This window comes from Cylindrospermum stagnale PCC 7417 (assembly GCF_000317535.1).
Taxonomy (GTDB): domain Bacteria; phylum Cyanobacteriota; class Cyanobacteriia; order Cyanobacteriales; family Nostocaceae; genus Cylindrospermum; species Cylindrospermum stagnale.
The window spans coordinates 3585779-3603073 of the sequence record NC_019757.1; the positions used below are offsets into that span (position 1 = coordinate 3585779).

The window sequence follows — 17295 nt, forward strand, 5'->3', positions numbered from 1 at the left end:
CGTTGATATTAGTCTTTAGGAAAGACAAAGAAACTCACGTGGTAAGGTGTACCCTTTGCCGGATGTATCTGAAGTTCTCGAATCACGGTTTTACCGCGCCACTCAAGCTCAGGAATGTTGAGATCAATCTCTGTCTTGTTCACAGTAGCTGATTTAATCAGACGCTCAACGCTTTTGGCATCAACTACTAAATGAATTGATTCAGCACCGCTATGACCATACAAATTAGCAGGTATTAGCCCAGAACGGCGCAAAGCTCTCGGCTTACTACCTTCAGGGCGCTTTTGAGATTCGATTGAAAGAGCCATATAAGTTGTTAGTTGTCAGTTGTCAGTTGTCAATTGGTAGGGGCACAGCAGTGCTGTGCCCCTACATCAGTTATGCACTCAGCAAAGAAACGGGTGTACCGTCGGGGTGCAACAAAGCACGTTTGGGCCCGTGGATGGGGTCTTCTACAATTATGGTTTGGTCGCGGCTAGCTCCCAAGGAGACGATCGCGATCGGGACTGCCATCAATTCTGCTAAGAATTTGAGATAGTCTAGGGCTTGCTGTGGCAAGTCTTCCAGGGTGCGGCACTCGCTTGTAGAAACCTGCCATCCTGGTAGGGTTTTGTAGATGGGGCGACACCGGGCAAACTGACGCGCACTGGTGGGAAAGTGATCGCAGCGTTCGCCATCTATTTCATAAGCGATACAAACTTTGATTTCCTCTAATTCGTCGAGAACGTCTAGTTTAGTAATCGCAATACAATCCATGCCATTAATCCGGACGGCATAGCGACCAATGACCGCATCAAACCAGCCGCAACGGCGCTTACGTCCAGTGGTTGTGCCAAATTCCGCACCGCGGTCGCACAATAATTCTCCCACTTCCCCGTCCAGTTCAGTCGGGAATGGCCCTTCTCCTACTCGCGTAGTGTAAGCTTTCGACACCCCAATCACCCGGTCAATCATTGTCGGCCCTAGACCGGTGCCAACGCAAGCCCCCCCAGCTACGGGGTTAGAGGAGGTGACATAAGGATAAGTTCCGTGATCTAGATCGAGGAGTGTACCTTGTGCGCCTTCAAATAAAATATTGCGCCGCAGTTGAATCGCAGAGTATATTTTCAGCGAAGTGTCGATCACGTAAGGTCGCAAGCGTTCTGCATATCCCAGATACTGGTCAATCACCTCTTCGGTATCTAGAGGCGGCAAGTTGTACAGCTTCTCTAAAATGACGTTTTTATAATTAATCGTCCACTCCAACTGCTCCCGTAGTCCATCGGGGTCCATTAAGTCTAAAACCCTGATGCCTGTACGTTCAGATTTATCAGCATAGGTCGGGCCAATGCCTCTACCCGTTGTCCCAATTTTATGGCTGCCCCGGCGCTCTTCTGATGCCTTGTCAATCAACCGATGGTAAGGCATCGTTACGTGAGCCGTTTCCGAAATCAGCAGTTTGTCAGTGGATATATTTAATTTTTTTAGTTGGTCGAGTTCTTCTATCAAAATCTGTGGATCGATGACTGTCCCACAGCCGATAATGCACTCGGTATCGGGGTACAAAATACCGGAAGGGATTAAGTGCAGTTTAAAGGTCTGACCTTTGACTACAATTGTATGTCCAGCATTCACACCCCCTTGGTAACGTACCACAACATCTGCGGAGCGGCTGAGTAAGTCAGTTATTTTACCTTTCCCTTCATCGCCCCATTGGGCACCTATGACAATGACGTTAGCCAAGAGTTTATATTAAGAGGTAAAGTTTCCACAAATAGTCATTATCTACAGATTTTGTCACTTTTGTCAAGCCAATTGCAAAACATTTTCGTAAATTCTTCTTTCGCTCTAAATGATGAAAACTAGCCAAATATTTTTTTTGTTCTCTGCCCCCGGATTTATCCGTGAGGAAAATCTCATATCGTCGAATGTCTGAGCGCTCACGACGAAGTCTAAAATTCGGTGACTCTGAAAATATCGTAAAAACTCGTATATTCCTGGAATTTAGTATGATTTTGTACTTATTTCGGGTAAATAGATTGAATCAACTAATAATGGCTGATGCCTTAACTGGAAGAGGTTTATAGAATATCTCTTTAGGTGTAGATTGTTTTTCTCTGTGTATTTGTTAATATTATTAAAATTTTTATCTAAAAAAATCACTATGGCTTTATACGCTGAATTACATAGGCATCTAGGCGGTTCGGTAGTACCCAGAGTTTTGTGGCGATATTTTGAGCGACATTCCTCTGAATTAATTTCTCGCTTTGCTGAATATCCAGAATTTGAAGAGTTTTACACCCGTCCCCGCAACACCCTAGATGAGTATCTGGAATTACATACCCTAGTAGAAAGTGTGCAAACTGTAGAGACTTTGCCTTACTTTATCTACCGCTTGTTGCGTGGTGCTTATATCTTTGAAAATTTGGCTTATCTGGAACTGCGCTACACCCCATATTTACGAACACCTGAACATCTGAGTCAATCTGAGAGAATTGACAAGATGGCAGAAATTGTTGAGGTTGTGGGAAAAGCTAGCCACTTGCCAGAATATCCAATCGTTACTAGCCAAATTCTCTGTATGCACACGCGCCTACCATATCAGGTTAATAAGGCGATTGTTGATTTGGCAGCACAAAACAAAAAATATGTCTGTGCAGTGGATGTGGCTGGGGGAGATAGCTATTATCGCGATCGCCTCCAAGAATGGGTTAGCCTCTATGAATATGCCCGCTCTTTGGGCGTTAACACCACCGGACACCTTTACGAAACCAAGGCTGGTTGTTATCCAGAACTCTTACCCTATCTGATGCGGATTGGTCACGGTATCCAAATTCCTCTGCTATATCCAGAGTTACTTAAGGATGTAGCTAAACGTGGACAATGTTTGGAAGTTTGCCCCACTACCTACCTAAAAACTGGGACTTTGCAGGATATTCGTCAACTCAAGGCAGTTTTTGACAGTTGTTTTCAGGCCGGAGTAGATATCGCCATTTGTACTGATAATGCTGGGTTGCATAATATGCGTTTGCCCTTTGAGTACGAAAATCTCTTAACTTACGACATTATCAATTTTGAACAGTTACAAGCTTGTCAAGATGCAGCTTTCCGCCATGCTTTTGCTTGGCCCTACGCCCAACGTCCCGCATCCTTGCTGAACGGGTTGCTACAACCGGAACCTCCTAAAACTTTGGCGATAAGAGAATAATTTTGCATCTTTTAGATAAATGTGTACTGCACGATGTGCAGTACACAAAAACAAAAAATATTAATCGAGAAATAAGTAAGTTCAAGCGCCAACACCTTCTGTGGCACCACCAACTGTTTTCCAGGCGGTCAGACCACCTTGGATTTCCGATACATCAGCAAACCCAGATTCCCGTAAAATTTGGGCTGCATGGGCTGTATGTGCATCATGTTCGCCATAGATATAGATTTGGCGTTCTGTATGCAGAGCAGATTTGGCGCGGGATACTAAGTCATCTAAGGGAATGGGGATAGCGCCAGTGATATGACTGTAGTTGTAAGTGTGGCGATCGCGCACATCTACAATTGTAAAAGCTGGTTGTCCCCATTCTAGACGAGACTTGAGATCATGAACATCAGCTAACAAACTACTACTCATAAGCATTACTCGCTTAGAACCTTACAAGCAATCTATCAAAGATTCCGTGGTAATTCGGCTTTCTTTACAATTAATCAAAATTTCTGTTGAAGCGTAAATAAAATTGCTTATCCTATTCAGTGGTTGGCTACTCGCCTACACTAGAATTTATGGCATCTACTATTCAAGCTTTACCAACAGAAGTCGTATATCTCATTACAGCCGGAGAGGTAATCGACTCTTTAGCTTCTGTGGTGCGGGAATTGGTAGAAAATTCCCTAGATGCTGGTGCAACGCGCATTGTGGTTTCAATCTGGCCGCAGCTGTGGCGAGTCTCTGTAGCAGATAACGGTTGCGGAATGAACCTCGATGATTTGCAACAAGCGGCAGCATCTCACAGCACCAGTAAAATTTACTCTAGTGCGGATTTGTGGAAAATTACCAGTTTGGGGTTTCGCGGCGAGGCGTTGCACAGTTTAACCATGCTGGCAGATTTAGAAATTTTGAGTCGTCCAGGAGATGGAAACTGTGGCTGGCGGGTTGTCTATGGCGATAATGGCGAAGTCATGCAAGCAGAAGCAACCGCCATTGCTCCTGGTACAGTCGTCACAGTTGCTAACTTATTCGCTAATTGCCCGGCACGGCGTCAGGGTTTACCCACCACAGCACAGCAAATCAAAGCTGTGCAAGGAATAATTCAGCAAATCGCCCTTTGTCATCCCCATGTTACCTACCAAATCAGGCAAAATGACCGGGAATGGTTTACCATTTGCCCCGCTACCACAGTTAGACAACTGCTACCGCAACTCATACCACAGTTGCGTCAGGGTGACTTGCAAGAGGTGAAATTAGAATTACCAAATCCTTCGAGGAAGCAGAGGAAGGAGGAGGAGGAGGGCGGGGAGACCCTACGTTCGGCAATGACTTTGGTTGTAGGATTACCAGACCGTTGCCATCGCCATCGTCCAGATTGGGTGCGGGTAGCGATTAACGGCCGGATGGTAAAGTCGCCAGAACTAGAGCAGACAATCCTTTCAGCTTTTCATAGAACATTACCACGCGATCGCTATCCAGTTTGTTTTTTACATCTTGCCATTTCCCCCGACCAAATCAACTGGAACCGCAACCCCGCAAAAACCGAAATTTATCTCAACGAAATCAGTTATTGGCAAGAGCAAATTACCCAAGCGATTAACCAAGCACTCCGCATTTCTGATGCCAACATCAAAGAATCCGTCCACACAACACGGGTGAGTAAATTACTCAAAGCCGCAGAAGAAAAAGGTAGTTACAACTTTAATTCTCAAAATGCGAATAGCGATACTCAGAATTATTTAAAAGCTGTTGCTCAAGTTAGCAACACCTATATTGTGGCGGAGCATCCTGGGGGAATGTGGTTAGTAGAACAGCACATTGCCCATGAGCGAGTTTTATATGAGAAATTGTGTGATGATTGGCAACTCGTCCCCGTTGAACCGCCAATCATTCTTTATCAATTATCCCCAGCGCAAGTTTCTCAACTACAACGCATCGGTTTAGATATTGAAACCTTTGGCGAACAACTTTGGGCAGTCCGTAACTTACCTACAATGTTGCAGCAGCGTGAAGATTGTGCTGAAGCAATTTTAGAACTCAGTTGGGGAGGAGACTTACAAACAGCCCAAGTTGCTGTTGCTTGTCGTAGCGCTATTCGTAATGGTACACCGATGCAACTGCCAGCAATGCAGAAGCTTTTAGATGATTGGCAACGCACTCGCAACCCCCGCACCTGTCCCCACGGACGCCCGATTTATTTATCATTAGAAGAACCTGCTTTAGCCCGATTTTTCCGGCGTAATTGGGTAATTGGTAAAAGTCATGGAATTTGAATTACTAATATTCCTAAGAGGATGTCTGAAAAGTTATTTGTGACAACTCAAACAGTAGCATATCCCCCTAAATCCCCCTAGCCAAGGGGGACTTTGAGAGGTTTTTGCCCCCCTTGGAAAGGGGAGCCACTGCGTTGGACGGGTTTCCCGGCTTAAAGCAAGTGGCGTGGGTTGGGGGGATCTCGATCAATTTTGATACGAATCAGACATCCTCTAAAAAAATTATGCTAAACTAGGTTTTTGTGAAGTTGGCTAGACAAATTTTTGTTTATTTTCTGTGTTAACTGAACCTAGTGATTTAAAGTCAATTCAGATTAAATTACCACATATCTAAGAACAAGATGTTTACCAAAATCCGCCGACTTTTGAGTCTATTATTTAGTAAGTCAAACACAATCAACAATGAACCACTAAATAAAGTGAGTTTGATTGTCATTATTTTGATTGATATTTTTATCTTAATCAATGTTTTTACAGGACTTGATGATATTAGCCGATGGCATATCAGCCCGACTCAGGCTTATCCATGTTATTCCGAGTGGGAAAATTACCAAACAAGTACCACTAAAGATAAAGACTATGAAATTGTCAATTTGTCATCACCATATCAAAGAGAATATCAACCCAGTCTTCAGCAAAACTATCAACAAAACGCAGCAGGACGTCTGGGTAAAGTTTCTGAAACATGCTTAAAATATGCCGAATCAAAAGATAAGATTATAAATCCTGAAAATCAGCAAACATTCCAATCCATTGCCCAAAAACAAACCAAAATCAGTACCCTTGAACAAACCAACCGCAATATTCAAGCCAAATATGACTCGACACTCTTAGAAAAAATTGCTGGACAGACTCGTGAACAATCGATTAATGCAGTCAGTGCTGAAAAAGCTAAACAGGAATTAGCACAAAATAACCGCCAAATTTCTACCCTGAAACAGGAAATTTCCAATTTAAAAAATCAACTTCTTGCCAAACCAGAGAGCGTAGGCTTTTTAGGCTTTATTAAGGATGATAATAACTTTAAAGAACTCGAAAAAGGCTATAAGGCGGCATCATTTTGGTATCCAAGTATCCAACTTGGTTTTCAGTCCATCTTTCTTCTACCGCTGATATTTATCGCTTTATTAGTTCACAACTTTGCTCAAAGAAAAAGATATGGACTCATCGCGCTAATTAGCTGGCATTTGCTAGTTATCTTTTTTATCCCGCTGATTCTTAAAATCTTTGAATTTCTGCAAATTGGCGTAATATTTAAATTCTTCTTCGATATTATTAGCGCTCTTTTTGGTGGGTTGCTTTTCCTAGTCAGTTATATTTATATCTTGCTGATTCCCCTGGTTGGTTTTGGAATAATCACATTTTTTCAAAAAATTGTCTTTAACGCTAAACTCCAGGCAGTTAGCAGAGTGCAAAAATCACGCTGTATCAGGTGTGCCAAGAAGATTCAGCCAAATGATGTCTACTGTCCGCACTGCGGTTATGATCAATACATTGAATGCCAAAACTGTCACGAACTTACATACAAAGGGTTGCTGTACTGTAAGCATTGTGGACACGTTCAAGATTCGGGTAATTTGTAACTCGATTTTGAAGCAAAAACTCCACGTACCTCTGCTTGAAAATCTTCAATTACTTTGAAAACAACAAGCGAACAGCTACGCTGCGCCAAGGGCGAACGCTAATTGAGCATTTCGCGCTAAAGTCTCCTTGTCAAGCTGATACACTGGATACTGCGGAGTTACCGCCAGTAATTTCTCAATTCTTTCCCTAGCTGCTTCCACCACCGATTCATCGAGGCTACCTAACTTGAGAGAATCAGCGAAATCTTCAGCTATCTGATAAGTACGCTCAATCGATGATGAATTGATATTGCGGGATACTATAAATAAATCACAACCTGCACGAAATGCCCGCGCCACAGTCCCAGGTTGGATAAACATCTCAGAAACAGCTTTCATATCCAAATCGTCAGATACCACCACACCTTCAAACCCCAGTTCCTCCCGGAGGAGATGATGCAAAATAGGCTGAGAGAGTGTCGCCGGCACATCAGGATCTATTTTAGGAAACAAGATATGCGCTGTCATAATCAAAGGTACTTGCGCCTCAATTAGCGCTTTGAAGGGGATAAGTTCCCGATTTCGCAAGTCTTCTAAAGTTAGATTGAGTGTTGGTAACTCAATGTGAGAATCTTTGCTAGTGTCTCCATGTCCAGGAAAGTGCTTGGCGCATCCCAAAATGCTCGATTCCTGGAGTCCAAGGAAGTATTCACGGGCACCTTGAGCAGCGGTTTCTGGAGTCGTACCAAAGGCGCGAGGCCCAATGATCGGGTTTTGGGGATGGGAAAAAATATCGGCTACAGGTGCCCAAGATAGATTGATACCCAATGACTTTAATTCTACAGCCGTGGCTTGTGCTACCTGACGCGCGTAAGTTCCCAACAAATAAGCATAAGGGAAGCGGGTAATCGGTAACGGTGTCCGCACCACCCTTCCACCTTCATGATCCAAAGTGATGAACATTGAGTCACGTTCAGCATATTGGCGGATTTGGTCGATTAACTGCTTAAAGCTTTCCAGCCATACCTGATATGGGGTGCTATCCAAAAAGTTCTTTGCGAAGAATATCACCCCAATCGGCTTTAGTTCACTCAGGGCCCGTTTATCGTCATCACTCAATGTAGTACCAGAAATACCGAGAATCAGGTGGTTCCCAAAGCGCTGTAACTGCTGCAATGCTGGCATAATGTCTTACCTACGGTTGTCAACTCATGGCAATAGTAATTGCTAGTGGTGATTCATGCAATTAGCCACGAGTAATGACAAATGACTCAAAAGTCTGAAATTAATCTCAGTTCTTTAGTTGGTTTATTTGCCAGCATAGAAGAATCCAAGATTGTTTTCGGGGCGTTGGGTTGCAAAATCACCGCTTCATAGGGCACGACTCCAGTAATTTCGCTACCGAGACAGCGAGCCGCTTCCCGTGACAAATCGATGCTTCTCAGTGGAATGTAGGGGCCGCGATCGTTCACGCGCACAATTACAGCTTTGCCTGTTTGCAAATTCGTCACTTGCAAGTAAGTGTTAAAAGGTAGGGAACGATGGGCCACTGTGAGTTCATTTTGGTTGTATGTCTCACCGTTTGCTGTTAAGCGACCATGAAAATAGTCACCATACCAAGAAGCGGCACCAGAGAGTTTTGTCTGTGAAGGCCGCAAGCCATACATTGCCATCTGCCCTTGCAAAAGTGTGAGGGCTGGTACATTTAAAGCGATACGCAGATTATTCACCCATTCAATTGCTAACAGATCGCTACTCCGTTCGATTTGGCGAGAGATTTGTTTATCAATGCCGAACAAAAAGCGATGACCCAGCATTAAGGCGGGTATCCCGTTAACTAAGGCAGGTCTTAATTGAGTAGCATCTAAATTTGGCGAATTTACCAGTTGCGTTAAGCGCTGTTTCATCGACTGTGCAGCAATTTCGTTAGGCAAATTCGCAACTTTGCGGTTATTTACCCACACTTCATAGTTCTGCTCATCTCGGTTAACAACCGCTACTGGTAGGGAAGCAGAACTATAATTTTGCTCAACAGGATTTTCTAAGCGGAAGAAAGATTGTAGCGATCGCAGAATTTTGTTGGAGAAAAAATATTCGTGAGTAGAACTGGATTGCATCAACGTCGGCTGTAGCAAATTACTGGCAGTTTTGAATTTTGGTTGTTCAACTACAATTTCTGGCACAGCAGAGCAAAATTTTTGTTTACTGTCTTTTACCGTAGTCACAGCAGAATCTTGCTGGTTTACTGGGTTTGTTTGTGACCCCTCACTGCCCCAATCGATTCTTAAAAACTTGGCGGGTAGTAGCGTCGTTTGCCAAAGATTGATTTGCTGGTTTGGCAGCACAAAAAATGGACGATGCTGATTTACCAGTTTAACTAAATGGGATGAGCCTTTTGTCAGCAAAACTTTCGTTGTTAAGCTTGCTGGTAAGTTTTGTCCAAACGACAAGATAGCACCAATACATGATGTAATCCAAAGAAGTCCAATCAATAGCATAATCCGGTTAATTTTATGGTAAGCGCACACTTCTAAAGAAATGTGATTCCAGTCTTGGTAAAGAAGGTTTATCTAAAAAGAAAATCTGAATGATTTTCTATGTGATAAAGAAAATCACTATGAGATTTGGGGGTAAATGCTGCATAACCCAGCAGGGATCATCATATCTTGTTATGAATAAATAAGTAAATAAATCTTCAGTGGTAGTTATTAATGATTACTAAGGTTTAAATTTATTTTTTTTATATCTTGCTCTAGATTGGTCTTAAATACACAAGTGATACACACTTAACTGTGTTAGCACGTAAAAACAAGAATAACTTGCTTTAAATGTTACAAAAATAATTCTGGATTTGCTGTTGCGAAATCTGCTGGAAATGAAATGTCAATTTTTACCGACGCTGTAGGCATTTCCTAGAAAATTAAACACAACAATATGCTGGTACTTTGCTGTCGCCGTTGCTGACTAATAAAATATCTTTGTGTAGCAGTTTCTTAGCTAAATCCAAAACCAGCCCCACAATGTAGCGTGTAGGCCTGCATAGCTGAAGCAATTGCTGAAGACTAGACCAGGCTAGGTTAGTAGTCAGTATTCGCAATAGTTACAGAAGCAATGGCGCAAAGCGCCCACTAAAAGCGAATGCACAATCACTGCCAAATGTAACGGATTGCAACGTATAATGAGAACGACAAAACGATAAAGAAATATTTAAGGGCAGTAAGTTGAAATGCGAGTAGCGATCGCGGGTGCTGGGCTAGCAGGACTTTCCTGCGCGAAATATCTCACGGACGCAGGTCACACTCCCATTGTCTTGGAACGCCGGGACGTACTGGGCGGCAAAGTGGCAGCGTGGAAGGACTCTGATGGAGACTGGTACGAAACGGGTCTGCACATTTTTTTTGGGGCATATCCCAATATGTTGCAGCTATTTAAAGAACTGGACATTGAAGATCGATTGCAGTGGAAAGAACACACAATGATCTTCAACCAGCCTGATGCACCAGGTACTTACAGCCGCTTTGATTTCCCTGATTTGCCAGCACCCCTAAATGGTGTAGTGGCAATTTTGAGAAACAATGACATGCTGACATGGCCGGAAAAAATCCGCTTTGGCATCGGTTTAATCCCGGCGATGCTTCAAGGGCAAAAGTATGTTGAAGAAATGGACAAATACTCTTGGACAGAGTGGCTGCGTAAGCAAAATATTCCGGAACGGGTCAATAAAGAAGTCTTTATTGCCATGGCTAAGTCGCTGAACTTCATCGGACCGGATGAAATTTCTGCCACTATCCTATTAACTGCCCTCAACCGCTTCCTCCAAGAAAAAAAAGGCTCGCAAATGGCTTTCTTGGATGGTTCCCCAACTGAGCGGTTATGTCAGCCAATAGTAGATTACATCACCGAACGAGGTGGGGAAGTGCGACTAAATGCACCCTTGAAAGAGATTTTGCTGAACGCTGACGGTACGGTGAAAGGATTCGCGCTGCGGGGGCACAATGGGGCAGAAGATCAAGTGTTCACGGCTGACTTGTATGTATCTGCCATGCCAGTTGACCCCTTAAAGGTGATCTTGCCAGCACCTTGGAAGCAAATGGAGTTTTTCCAACAGCTAGAAGGGTTGGAAGGTGTGCCTGTAATTAACGTGCATCTGTGGTTTGACCGAAAACTAACAAAAATTGACCATTTGCTATTTTCGCGATCGCCCCTCCTCAGCGTTTATGCTGATATGAGCAATACCTGCCGCGAATACGCTAACCCGGATCGCTCAATGCTGGAATTAGTTCTCGCACCAGCAAAAGATTGGATTGCCAAATCCGATGAGGAAATTGTTGCTGCAACTCTTGCCGAATTGGAAAAACTCTTCCCCGACCACTTTGGGGCAGACAATCCAGCAAAATTGCTGAAATATCATGTGGTGAAAACGCCACGTTCAGTTTACACAGCGACCCCTGGTCGTCAACAGCACCGTCCCACCCAAAAAACCCCCATTGGCAACTTCTATCTGACTGGGGATTACACCATGCAACGCTACTTAGCGAGTATGGAAGGTGCCGTACTTTCTGGTAAGCTGACAGCGCAGGCGATATCTGAAGCACTACCGGTAGGCAATACCTCAAACCTGCAAACGCTCACCCGACCGCCCGCAACGAATGCTGCAACTGCCTGATTCTCCCCCGCGCATGAAAACGCTGGTCTCTGTAGACGAGTCATACGAACTTTGTCGGCATCTCACAGCCAAGTATGCCAAGACTTTTTATCTGGGTACTTTGCTGATGAGTCCGGTAAAACGTCAATCTATTTGGGCAATTTACGCTTGGTGTCGCCGTACAGATGAATTAGTGGATGGGCCCGCATCTGCTATTACCACGCCAGAAACCCTAGACCTATGGGAGCAGCAGCTGGAATCGATTTTTGCGGGACGCCCATTAGACAATTACGATGTCGCTTTAGTAGATGCTCTCCAACGCTTTCCGATAGACATTCAGCCCTTCCGGGATATGATAGCCGGTCAGCAGATGGACTTATATCGCAGTCGCTATGAAACCTTTGAGGACTTATACCTCTACTGTTACCGCGTCGCTGGCACTGTAGGCTTGATGTCAACAACGGTTATGGGCGTGGACACCACCATACATACAGCACCGTGGCATCAGCACAAACAACCTTATGTTCCCACAGAAGAAGCGATCGCCTTGGGCATTGCCAATCAACTCACTAACATCCTCCGCGATGTGGGAGAAGATGCCAAGCGGGGGCGGATCTACATTCCCCTCGAAGACTTGGCACGATTCAACTACACCGAACAAGACTTCTTTAAAGGAGTGGTAGATGAGCGCTGGCGATCGCTGATGCGCTTTCAAATCGACCGGGCACACCAATTCTATACCAAGGCAGAAAAGGGAATTTCTTACCTAGCACCCGATGCCCGTTGGCCTGTGTGGGCAGCAGGAATGCTCTATGGACAGATTTTGGGAGTGATTGAACGCAACGGTTACGATGTATTCAGTCAGCGTGCCTACGTCCCCCAGTGGAAAAAGTTAGGCACTTTGCCAGTGGCTTGGATGCGATCGCAAGTGCTTTAACAGGGTCAGTGGTCAGTCGGGGCGGGGTTTCCCCGCCCGTAGTCAGTAGCAGAAAAAACAACTGACAAATGACTATTGACTCCCCCAAAAAAATCTGCTAAACTTATTTTTCATGACCTGGAGAGGTGGCTGAGTGGTCGAAAGCGGCAGATTGCTAATCTGTTGTACGGCAGGCAACTCCGTACCGAGGGTTCGAATCCCTCCCTCTCCGTTTTTAATTTATTGAGACGCAAAGTTGTACTTGTGTCTGTAAATAAAAATGAATATCTAGCTAAACAATTCTACTCTCTTAGAGGGATGATATCATTTATGCTTTGGAGCCTTGATAGGATTCAAGCTAAATTGAAAGTCTAGCTTTTAATCTTACTTTCAGGCTCCTGAATATTCAGAAGAGTCAAAGTAATCTATGCCAAGAGTTAATATCGCCTTAGCCCTGAGCGTAACAACCATCGCCAGTGGTTTCTTATTAGCAGGTTGCCCAAGTCCTAACCCACCTGATAGCGCAGCCAACAACGGCAGTACCGCCACCCCAGCAGCCAACTCAACTACCACAGCTAGCAGTGCCAAAGGGCTGAAAATTGGTAGTTTGTTACCGACAACCGGTGATTTGGCTTCCATCGGACAGCAAATGGTCGGTTCCGTCCCCTTACTCGTCGATACCGTCAACGCTTGCGGTGGAGTGAATGGCGAACCAGTTACCTTAGTACAAGTAGACGACCAAACCGACCCTAAAGCCGGTGCAGCTGGCATGACTAAACTGGCAACCTTAGATAAAGTCGCTGGTGTAGTTGGTTCCTTTGCCAGCAGCGTTTCTACAGCCGCAGTCTCAGTCGCCACCCCGAATAAAGTCATGCTGGTTTCTCCTGGTAGCACCAGTCCCGTGTTTACTGACAAGGCACAAAAAGGTGACTTTAAGGGCTTTTGGGCGCGGACTGCACCCCCAGATACCTACCAAGCCCTAGCTTTAGCCCAACTTGCGAAGAAAAAAGGTTTCAAGCGAGTTTCCACAGTTGTGATCAACAACGACTATGGCGTCGGCTTTGAAAAAGCATTTGTCCAAACTTTTGAGAAATTGGGCGGAACCATAGTTAATAAAGATAAGCCTATCCGCTACGACCCCAAAGCCCAGACATTTGACACCGAAGCCACTGCTGCTTTTGCAGGTAAACCAGAAGCAGTACTAGCTGTGATGTACGCCGAAACCGGCAGTCTATTTCTCAAAGCAGCCTACCAGCAAGGTGTGACTAAAGGGGTACAAGTTATGCTCACAGATGGGGTGAAGTCGCCGACTTTCCCTGAGCAAGTCGGCAAAGGTAGCGACGGTAAATATATTTTATCTGGTGCGATCGGTACAGTACCTGGTTCTGATGGTAAAGCATTAACAGCTTTCAACAAGCTGTGGCAAGAGAAAAAAGGCGGTGTACCAGGAGAATACGCTCCTCAAGCCTGGGACGCTGCCGCTTTATTAACATTGGCAGCACAAGCCGCTAAAGAAAATACAGGCGTTGGCATAGCTAATAAAATTCGTGAAGTAGCTAGCGGGACTGGCACAGAAGTGACTGATGTTTGTGAGGGACTGAAACTGCTGAAAGAGGGTAAAAAGATTAACTACCAAGGTGCTAGCGGCAACGTCGATGTTGACGCCAACGGTGATGTCGTCGGTGTCTATGATGTTTGGACAGTAGGAGACGATGGCAAAATTAAGGTGATTGACAAAGTTAGCCCTAAATAGAAAGTTTTAAATACAGGATTTCCCAAATTCGTAGCGAATTGAAATTAAGTTCAAGGGGATAATAGGTGTCTCACCCATCCGACAAACTAATTTCAATTCGCTATTTTTTATGAAAATGTAGTGTGAAAACCCCAGAACTAGAAGGGTCTTTTATTTATACTATTTTGTCTGTAATCCATATGTAGAATAGGTTTTAATGTTGTTGATGGTTTCTACAACAGATATCTTCAACAAGTGCTTGTAAAGATTAGGACTTACAAAAAAAATCTCTCAGACTCTTATTCCTCCGTGTCTTCTGCGTCCTCTGTGGTAGCCTACGGCAGGCCCTTTGGTCTACGTTTTTCCGTTACTTGTGCGTAAGTCCTGAAGATGTAACTGTATCATCAACCCTAAAAAAATACGTGTCTTCAGTACCTATTATGCCAAATCTTAGTTTATTTACCCTATAACCCTTATAAATAAAGGGTTTTATTGTTTTTGATGCCAAGTTTATGTCAAATAAATCGATGATCTAACCTAAAATCCATACATGGCAAGGGTTTTAGAACTTGGTAAACCAAATCTTAGTTTATTTACCCTACAACCCTTATAAATAAAGGGTTTTATTGTTTTTGATGCCAAATTTATGTCAAATAGATCGATGATCTAACCTAAAATCCATATATGGCAAGGGTTTTAGAACCTGGTAAACCAATTTAGCATAGTAAGTACAAAAGAACCAAAATTACTGTACTTTAGCTTCTCGCTCGCGCTTAAGATGGCATATGCATGTAATACTAATATATAATGTAAGAATTAGCACTAAAACCAGATTATAGAGCTATTAATACTAATTATTAAGTTGAGGATAAAAATATGGGTATGCCCTGTGAAGTTAACAGTATCCTTAAACTCAAGCCATCTCAAGGCTATCCAGCAGAATTAACAAAAGGAGTACAGTATCAAGCTGTCAAGGAAGATTACAGAATTATTCCTATAGATACACCAATTCTTCTAGTTGATCAAAATTGGATGGCGTATGCAGATATCATTATTTGTAAACTAATCTGGCAGAATAATCAAACTACTGTGATGTTTGAAATCGATAGAATATATAACCATCCATTCCCTGTAAAGTAATTAAAAGCATGAGAAAAATAGAAGGGCGTTATTTAAAGAAGATTGTGGTTTACGAAGTTGATTATTTACGCAGAAAATTAAAAATTACTCAAGCTTTTATTTTTATAATCTCCATTTTCAGTTTAGTTATCACTGGTTTTGGTGATACAACATCATTTTTTATTGGGGAACAAAGTCCAATTCCTAGAGAATGGATTTTGTTCAAAAATGAATACAGTGCTTCCGTAATCTCTGTCATTATAATTTTGCTTCTATATCTAATTGTTTGGGCGCTTGATTTAAACAATAAAGCAAAAGAAGATAATGAATTAGCTAGTGTAATTAAAGACAATGTTATTCCAGGTATAGAGTTAGAACTAAAAGAACTTAAAAAAAATATTAAAACTAAACATAGGTTGGTAGATAATATAAGGCTATCTATTTTTGTTCCTGTAAGGGCAGGTTTATTTAAATGGAACCTTCAAATGGTGTGCCGTACAAACAACATATCAGAAAGAGAATTATTAGCAAAATTCAAGCTTTATGAAGGTGTATTGGGATATACATATCTAAAAACAAAAAAGCATAGCATGGAATTCATTGATATATCTAATAGTAGTAATTTACCTGTTACATATACACCATTAAAGCAGGAAAATAGTAATTTAATTAACCGTACTATAATTGGTATGTAGTGCTCCTCAAGTTGATATTTTATCATTTCTTTTTTATAGTTGTCAATCATATTAAATCTTTGATTAACTTCCTCAATAGTTTTCTTCAGATTATCTTTTAGTTCATTTATGTTCCCTGTATCAGATTCATAGGTTTGCATAATTTTTAATACTTCTTGTTCAATAGTTTTTGAATACTCGTTAAAACTTTTTTCCACAAACTGAGTAGCAAAATATTCTAAAGCCGGATCTATACCAAAGGTAAAAGTATTTATCATATCTGATTGGGCGAAAGCAAAAACGCGAGCACCTTGTTGTTTTACTTGTTGTTGCTCGTATGTATCTTCTTCCTTATGTTTTAATTTCTCACAAATTATACATTCAGCTTCAAATGAAAACATAGAAGGAAATACATCATCTTCTCCAAATCCAGCTATTACAATGTCGGTAGGACTATTAAAAATATCTTTACAAAAGAAAAAAGTGATAATCTCTAAAAGTTTTTTTCTCGACAAATCATCTACATTCAGTTGACCAAAAACTTTTTTTTGTATTTCTAAAATCTCTGGCTCGTAATTTTTATTAAATAATTCTTGAAACTCATCTAAATTGACGGCAAAAGGCAAAACCTCTTTACTTGCCCACGTTTCATGAAAATTACTTATTATCTCATTAGAAATTTCAAGGTTGAGCATTTCAACTTCCTCCTCTAATAATTCTTCTTCTTTAATTTTTTGAAGGACTCGTTCTTGAATTGCTTCTCTAATGTACTCGAAAATATCGTTAGTTATGTTAAAAACATAACTAGATTGATCATCTTTTGAAAAAAAGTTTTCTAAAAAAATTATAAAATCATCATAATACTCTTTTAGAGTTTTAAAGTGTCTTTCCTCTAATTTTTCTCGATAAAATTTTATAATTATTTCTAGAGGAGTACTCATTATTTCAGAATTACCATAAATCATTATGCCTACTGGGTAATTCTTTGAAAGAGCAAATAATTTATTGGCAGAATTATAAGTTTTAGATTTAGATTTAGGCAAAGCTCTCAATGATATTGTTGCAGCACTATCTGCTGCAAGGGCTACTGCCATTTTTGTAATAATTAAAACTTCTGCTGTCACTTAGATTTCTCCTTACTTGATACAGGCACAAATTTTAATTGCGCTGTAGTAAGGGTAACACGTAAGAAAAAT

General features: G+C 42.2%; 13 protein-coding genes and 1 tRNA gene. 9 read left to right on the forward strand and 5 right to left on the reverse strand.

The genetic code is table 11. From position 1 onward, the window contains the following. Window positions 1-8: 8 nt before the first annotated feature. Entirely contained in the window at window positions 9-308 is a 300-nt protein-coding gene (rplY, locus tag CYLST_RS14845) for a 50S ribosomal protein L25 (RefSeq protein WP_015208541.1), read from the reverse strand. A gap of 70 nt (window positions 309-378) precedes the next feature. After that, window positions 379-1722: an adenylosuccinate synthase gene (locus tag CYLST_RS14850; protein ID WP_015208542.1), complete on the reverse strand. Its 1344-nt coding sequence runs from the start codon at window positions 1720-1722 to the stop codon at window positions 379-381. Between the two features lie 421 nt (window positions 1723-2143). Between CYLST_RS14850 and CYLST_RS14855 the strand changes: the two genes are divergently transcribed. After that, on the forward strand, window positions 2144-3187 hold the full coding sequence (locus CYLST_RS14855) for an adenosine deaminase (RefSeq protein WP_015208543.1): 1044 nt from the start codon (window positions 2144-2146) through the stop codon (window positions 3185-3187). Window positions 3188-3268: 81 nt separating this feature from the next. Here CYLST_RS14855 and CYLST_RS14860 read toward each other — a convergent pair whose 3' ends face one another. Next, window positions 3269-3604: a rhodanese-like domain-containing protein gene (locus tag CYLST_RS14860; protein ID WP_015208544.1), complete on the reverse strand. Its 336-nt coding sequence runs from the start codon at window positions 3602-3604 to the stop codon at window positions 3269-3271. Between the two features lie 149 nt (window positions 3605-3753). On the opposite strand from CYLST_RS14860, the gene mutL reads away from it, so the two are divergent. Continuing rightward, complete coding sequence (gene mutL / locus CYLST_RS14865; protein WP_015208545.1) at window positions 3754-5451, forward strand: DNA mismatch repair endonuclease MutL; 1698 nt, start codon at window positions 3754-3756, stop codon at window positions 5449-5451. Window positions 5452-5792: 341 nt separating this feature from the next. Further along, the gene (locus CYLST_RS14870; RefSeq protein WP_015208546.1) at window positions 5793-7034 is read left to right on the forward strand and encodes a zinc-ribbon domain-containing protein; all 1242 of its coding nucleotides are present in this window, start codon (window positions 5793-5795) and stop codon (window positions 7032-7034) included. A 75-nt stretch (window positions 7035-7109) separates the two neighbouring features. Here CYLST_RS14870 and nagZ read toward each other — a convergent pair whose 3' ends face one another. Beyond that, window positions 7110-8198: a beta-N-acetylhexosaminidase gene (gene nagZ, locus CYLST_RS14875; protein ID WP_015208547.1), complete on the reverse strand. Its 1089-nt coding sequence runs from the start codon at window positions 8196-8198 to the stop codon at window positions 7110-7112. A gap of 86 nt (window positions 8199-8284) precedes the next feature. Then, complete coding sequence (locus CYLST_RS14880; RefSeq protein WP_015208548.1) at window positions 8285-9511, reverse strand: septal ring lytic transglycosylase RlpA family protein; 1227 nt, start codon at window positions 9509-9511, stop codon at window positions 8285-8287. A gap of 728 nt (window positions 9512-10239) precedes the next feature. Between CYLST_RS14880 and pds the strand changes: the two genes are divergently transcribed. From pds to CYLST_RS36785, 6 genes are all read left to right on the forward strand, one after another. Beyond that, complete coding sequence (pds, locus tag CYLST_RS14885) at window positions 10240-11679, forward strand: 15-cis-phytoene desaturase (protein ID WP_015208549.1); 1440 nt, start codon at window positions 10240-10242, stop codon at window positions 11677-11679. Then, window positions 11663-12595 carry a 15-cis-phytoene synthase CrtB gene (crtB, locus tag CYLST_RS14890; protein WP_015208550.1) on the forward strand — a complete coding sequence of 311 codons (933 nt, stop codon included), beginning with the start codon at window positions 11663-11665 and terminating at the stop codon, window positions 12593-12595. Before pds ends, crtB begins: the two co-directional genes overlap by 17 nt. 119 nt (window positions 12596-12714) lie before the next feature. Further along, window positions 12715-12806: transfer RNA gene (locus CYLST_RS14895), tRNA-Ser, on the forward strand. Window positions 12807-13001: 195 nt separating this feature from the next. Further along, the gene (locus CYLST_RS14900) at window positions 13002-14327 is read left to right on the forward strand and encodes an ABC transporter substrate-binding protein (RefSeq protein WP_015208551.1); all 1326 of its coding nucleotides are present in this window, start codon (window positions 13002-13004) and stop codon (window positions 14325-14327) included. 855 nt (window positions 14328-15182) lie between these two features. Next, window positions 15183-15446 carry a DUF2584 family protein gene (locus CYLST_RS14905; RefSeq protein ID WP_015208552.1) on the forward strand — a complete coding sequence of 88 codons (264 nt, stop codon included), beginning with the start codon at window positions 15183-15185 and terminating at the stop codon, window positions 15444-15446. 8 nt (window positions 15447-15454) lie between these two features. Next, window positions 15455-16120 (forward strand): hypothetical protein, encoded by a 666-nt coding sequence (locus tag CYLST_RS36785; protein ID WP_015208553.1) that lies wholly within the window; start codon window positions 15455-15457, stop codon window positions 16118-16120. The last annotated feature ends 1175 nt before the right edge of the window (window positions 16121-17295 follow it).

Excerpts from the sequence above, each read along its gene's own strand:
- rplY (WP_015208541.1), bottom strand. The coding sequence starts at position 308 with ATGGCTCTTTCAATCGAATCTCAAAAGCGCCCTGAAGGTAGTAAGCCG.
- CYLST_RS14855 (WP_015208543.1), top strand. The coding sequence starts at position 2,144 with ATGGCTTTATACGCTGAATTACATAGGCATCTAGGCGGTTCGGTAGTA.
- CYLST_RS14860 (WP_015208544.1), bottom strand. The coding sequence starts at position 3,604 with ATGAGTAGTAGTTTGTTAGCTGATGTTCATGATCTCAAGTCTCGTCTA.
- mutL (WP_015208545.1), top strand. The coding sequence starts at position 3,754 with ATGGCATCTACTATTCAAGCTTTACCAACAGAAGTCGTATATCTCATT.
- CYLST_RS14870 (WP_015208546.1), top strand. The coding sequence starts at position 5,793 with ATGTTTACCAAAATCCGCCGACTTTTGAGTCTATTATTTAGTAAGTCA.
- nagZ (WP_015208547.1), bottom strand. The coding sequence starts at position 8,198 with ATGCCAGCATTGCAGCAGTTACAGCGCTTTGGGAACCACCTGATTCTC.
- CYLST_RS14880 (WP_015208548.1), bottom strand. The coding sequence starts at position 9,511 with ATGCTATTGATTGGACTTCTTTGGATTACATCATGTATTGGTGCTATC.
- pds (WP_015208549.1), top strand. The coding sequence starts at position 10,240 with ATGCGAGTAGCGATCGCGGGTGCTGGGCTAGCAGGACTTTCCTGCGCG.
- crtB (WP_015208550.1), top strand. The coding sequence starts at position 11,663 with ATGCTGCAACTGCCTGATTCTCCCCCGCGCATGAAAACGCTGGTCTCT.
- CYLST_RS14900 (WP_015208551.1), top strand. The coding sequence starts at position 13,002 with ATGCCAAGAGTTAATATCGCCTTAGCCCTGAGCGTAACAACCATCGCC.
- CYLST_RS14905 (WP_015208552.1), top strand. The coding sequence starts at position 15,183 with ATGGGTATGCCCTGTGAAGTTAACAGTATCCTTAAACTCAAGCCATCT.
- CYLST_RS36785 (WP_015208553.1), top strand. The coding sequence starts at position 15,455 with ATGAGAAAAATAGAAGGGCGTTATTTAAAGAAGATTGTGGTTTACGAA.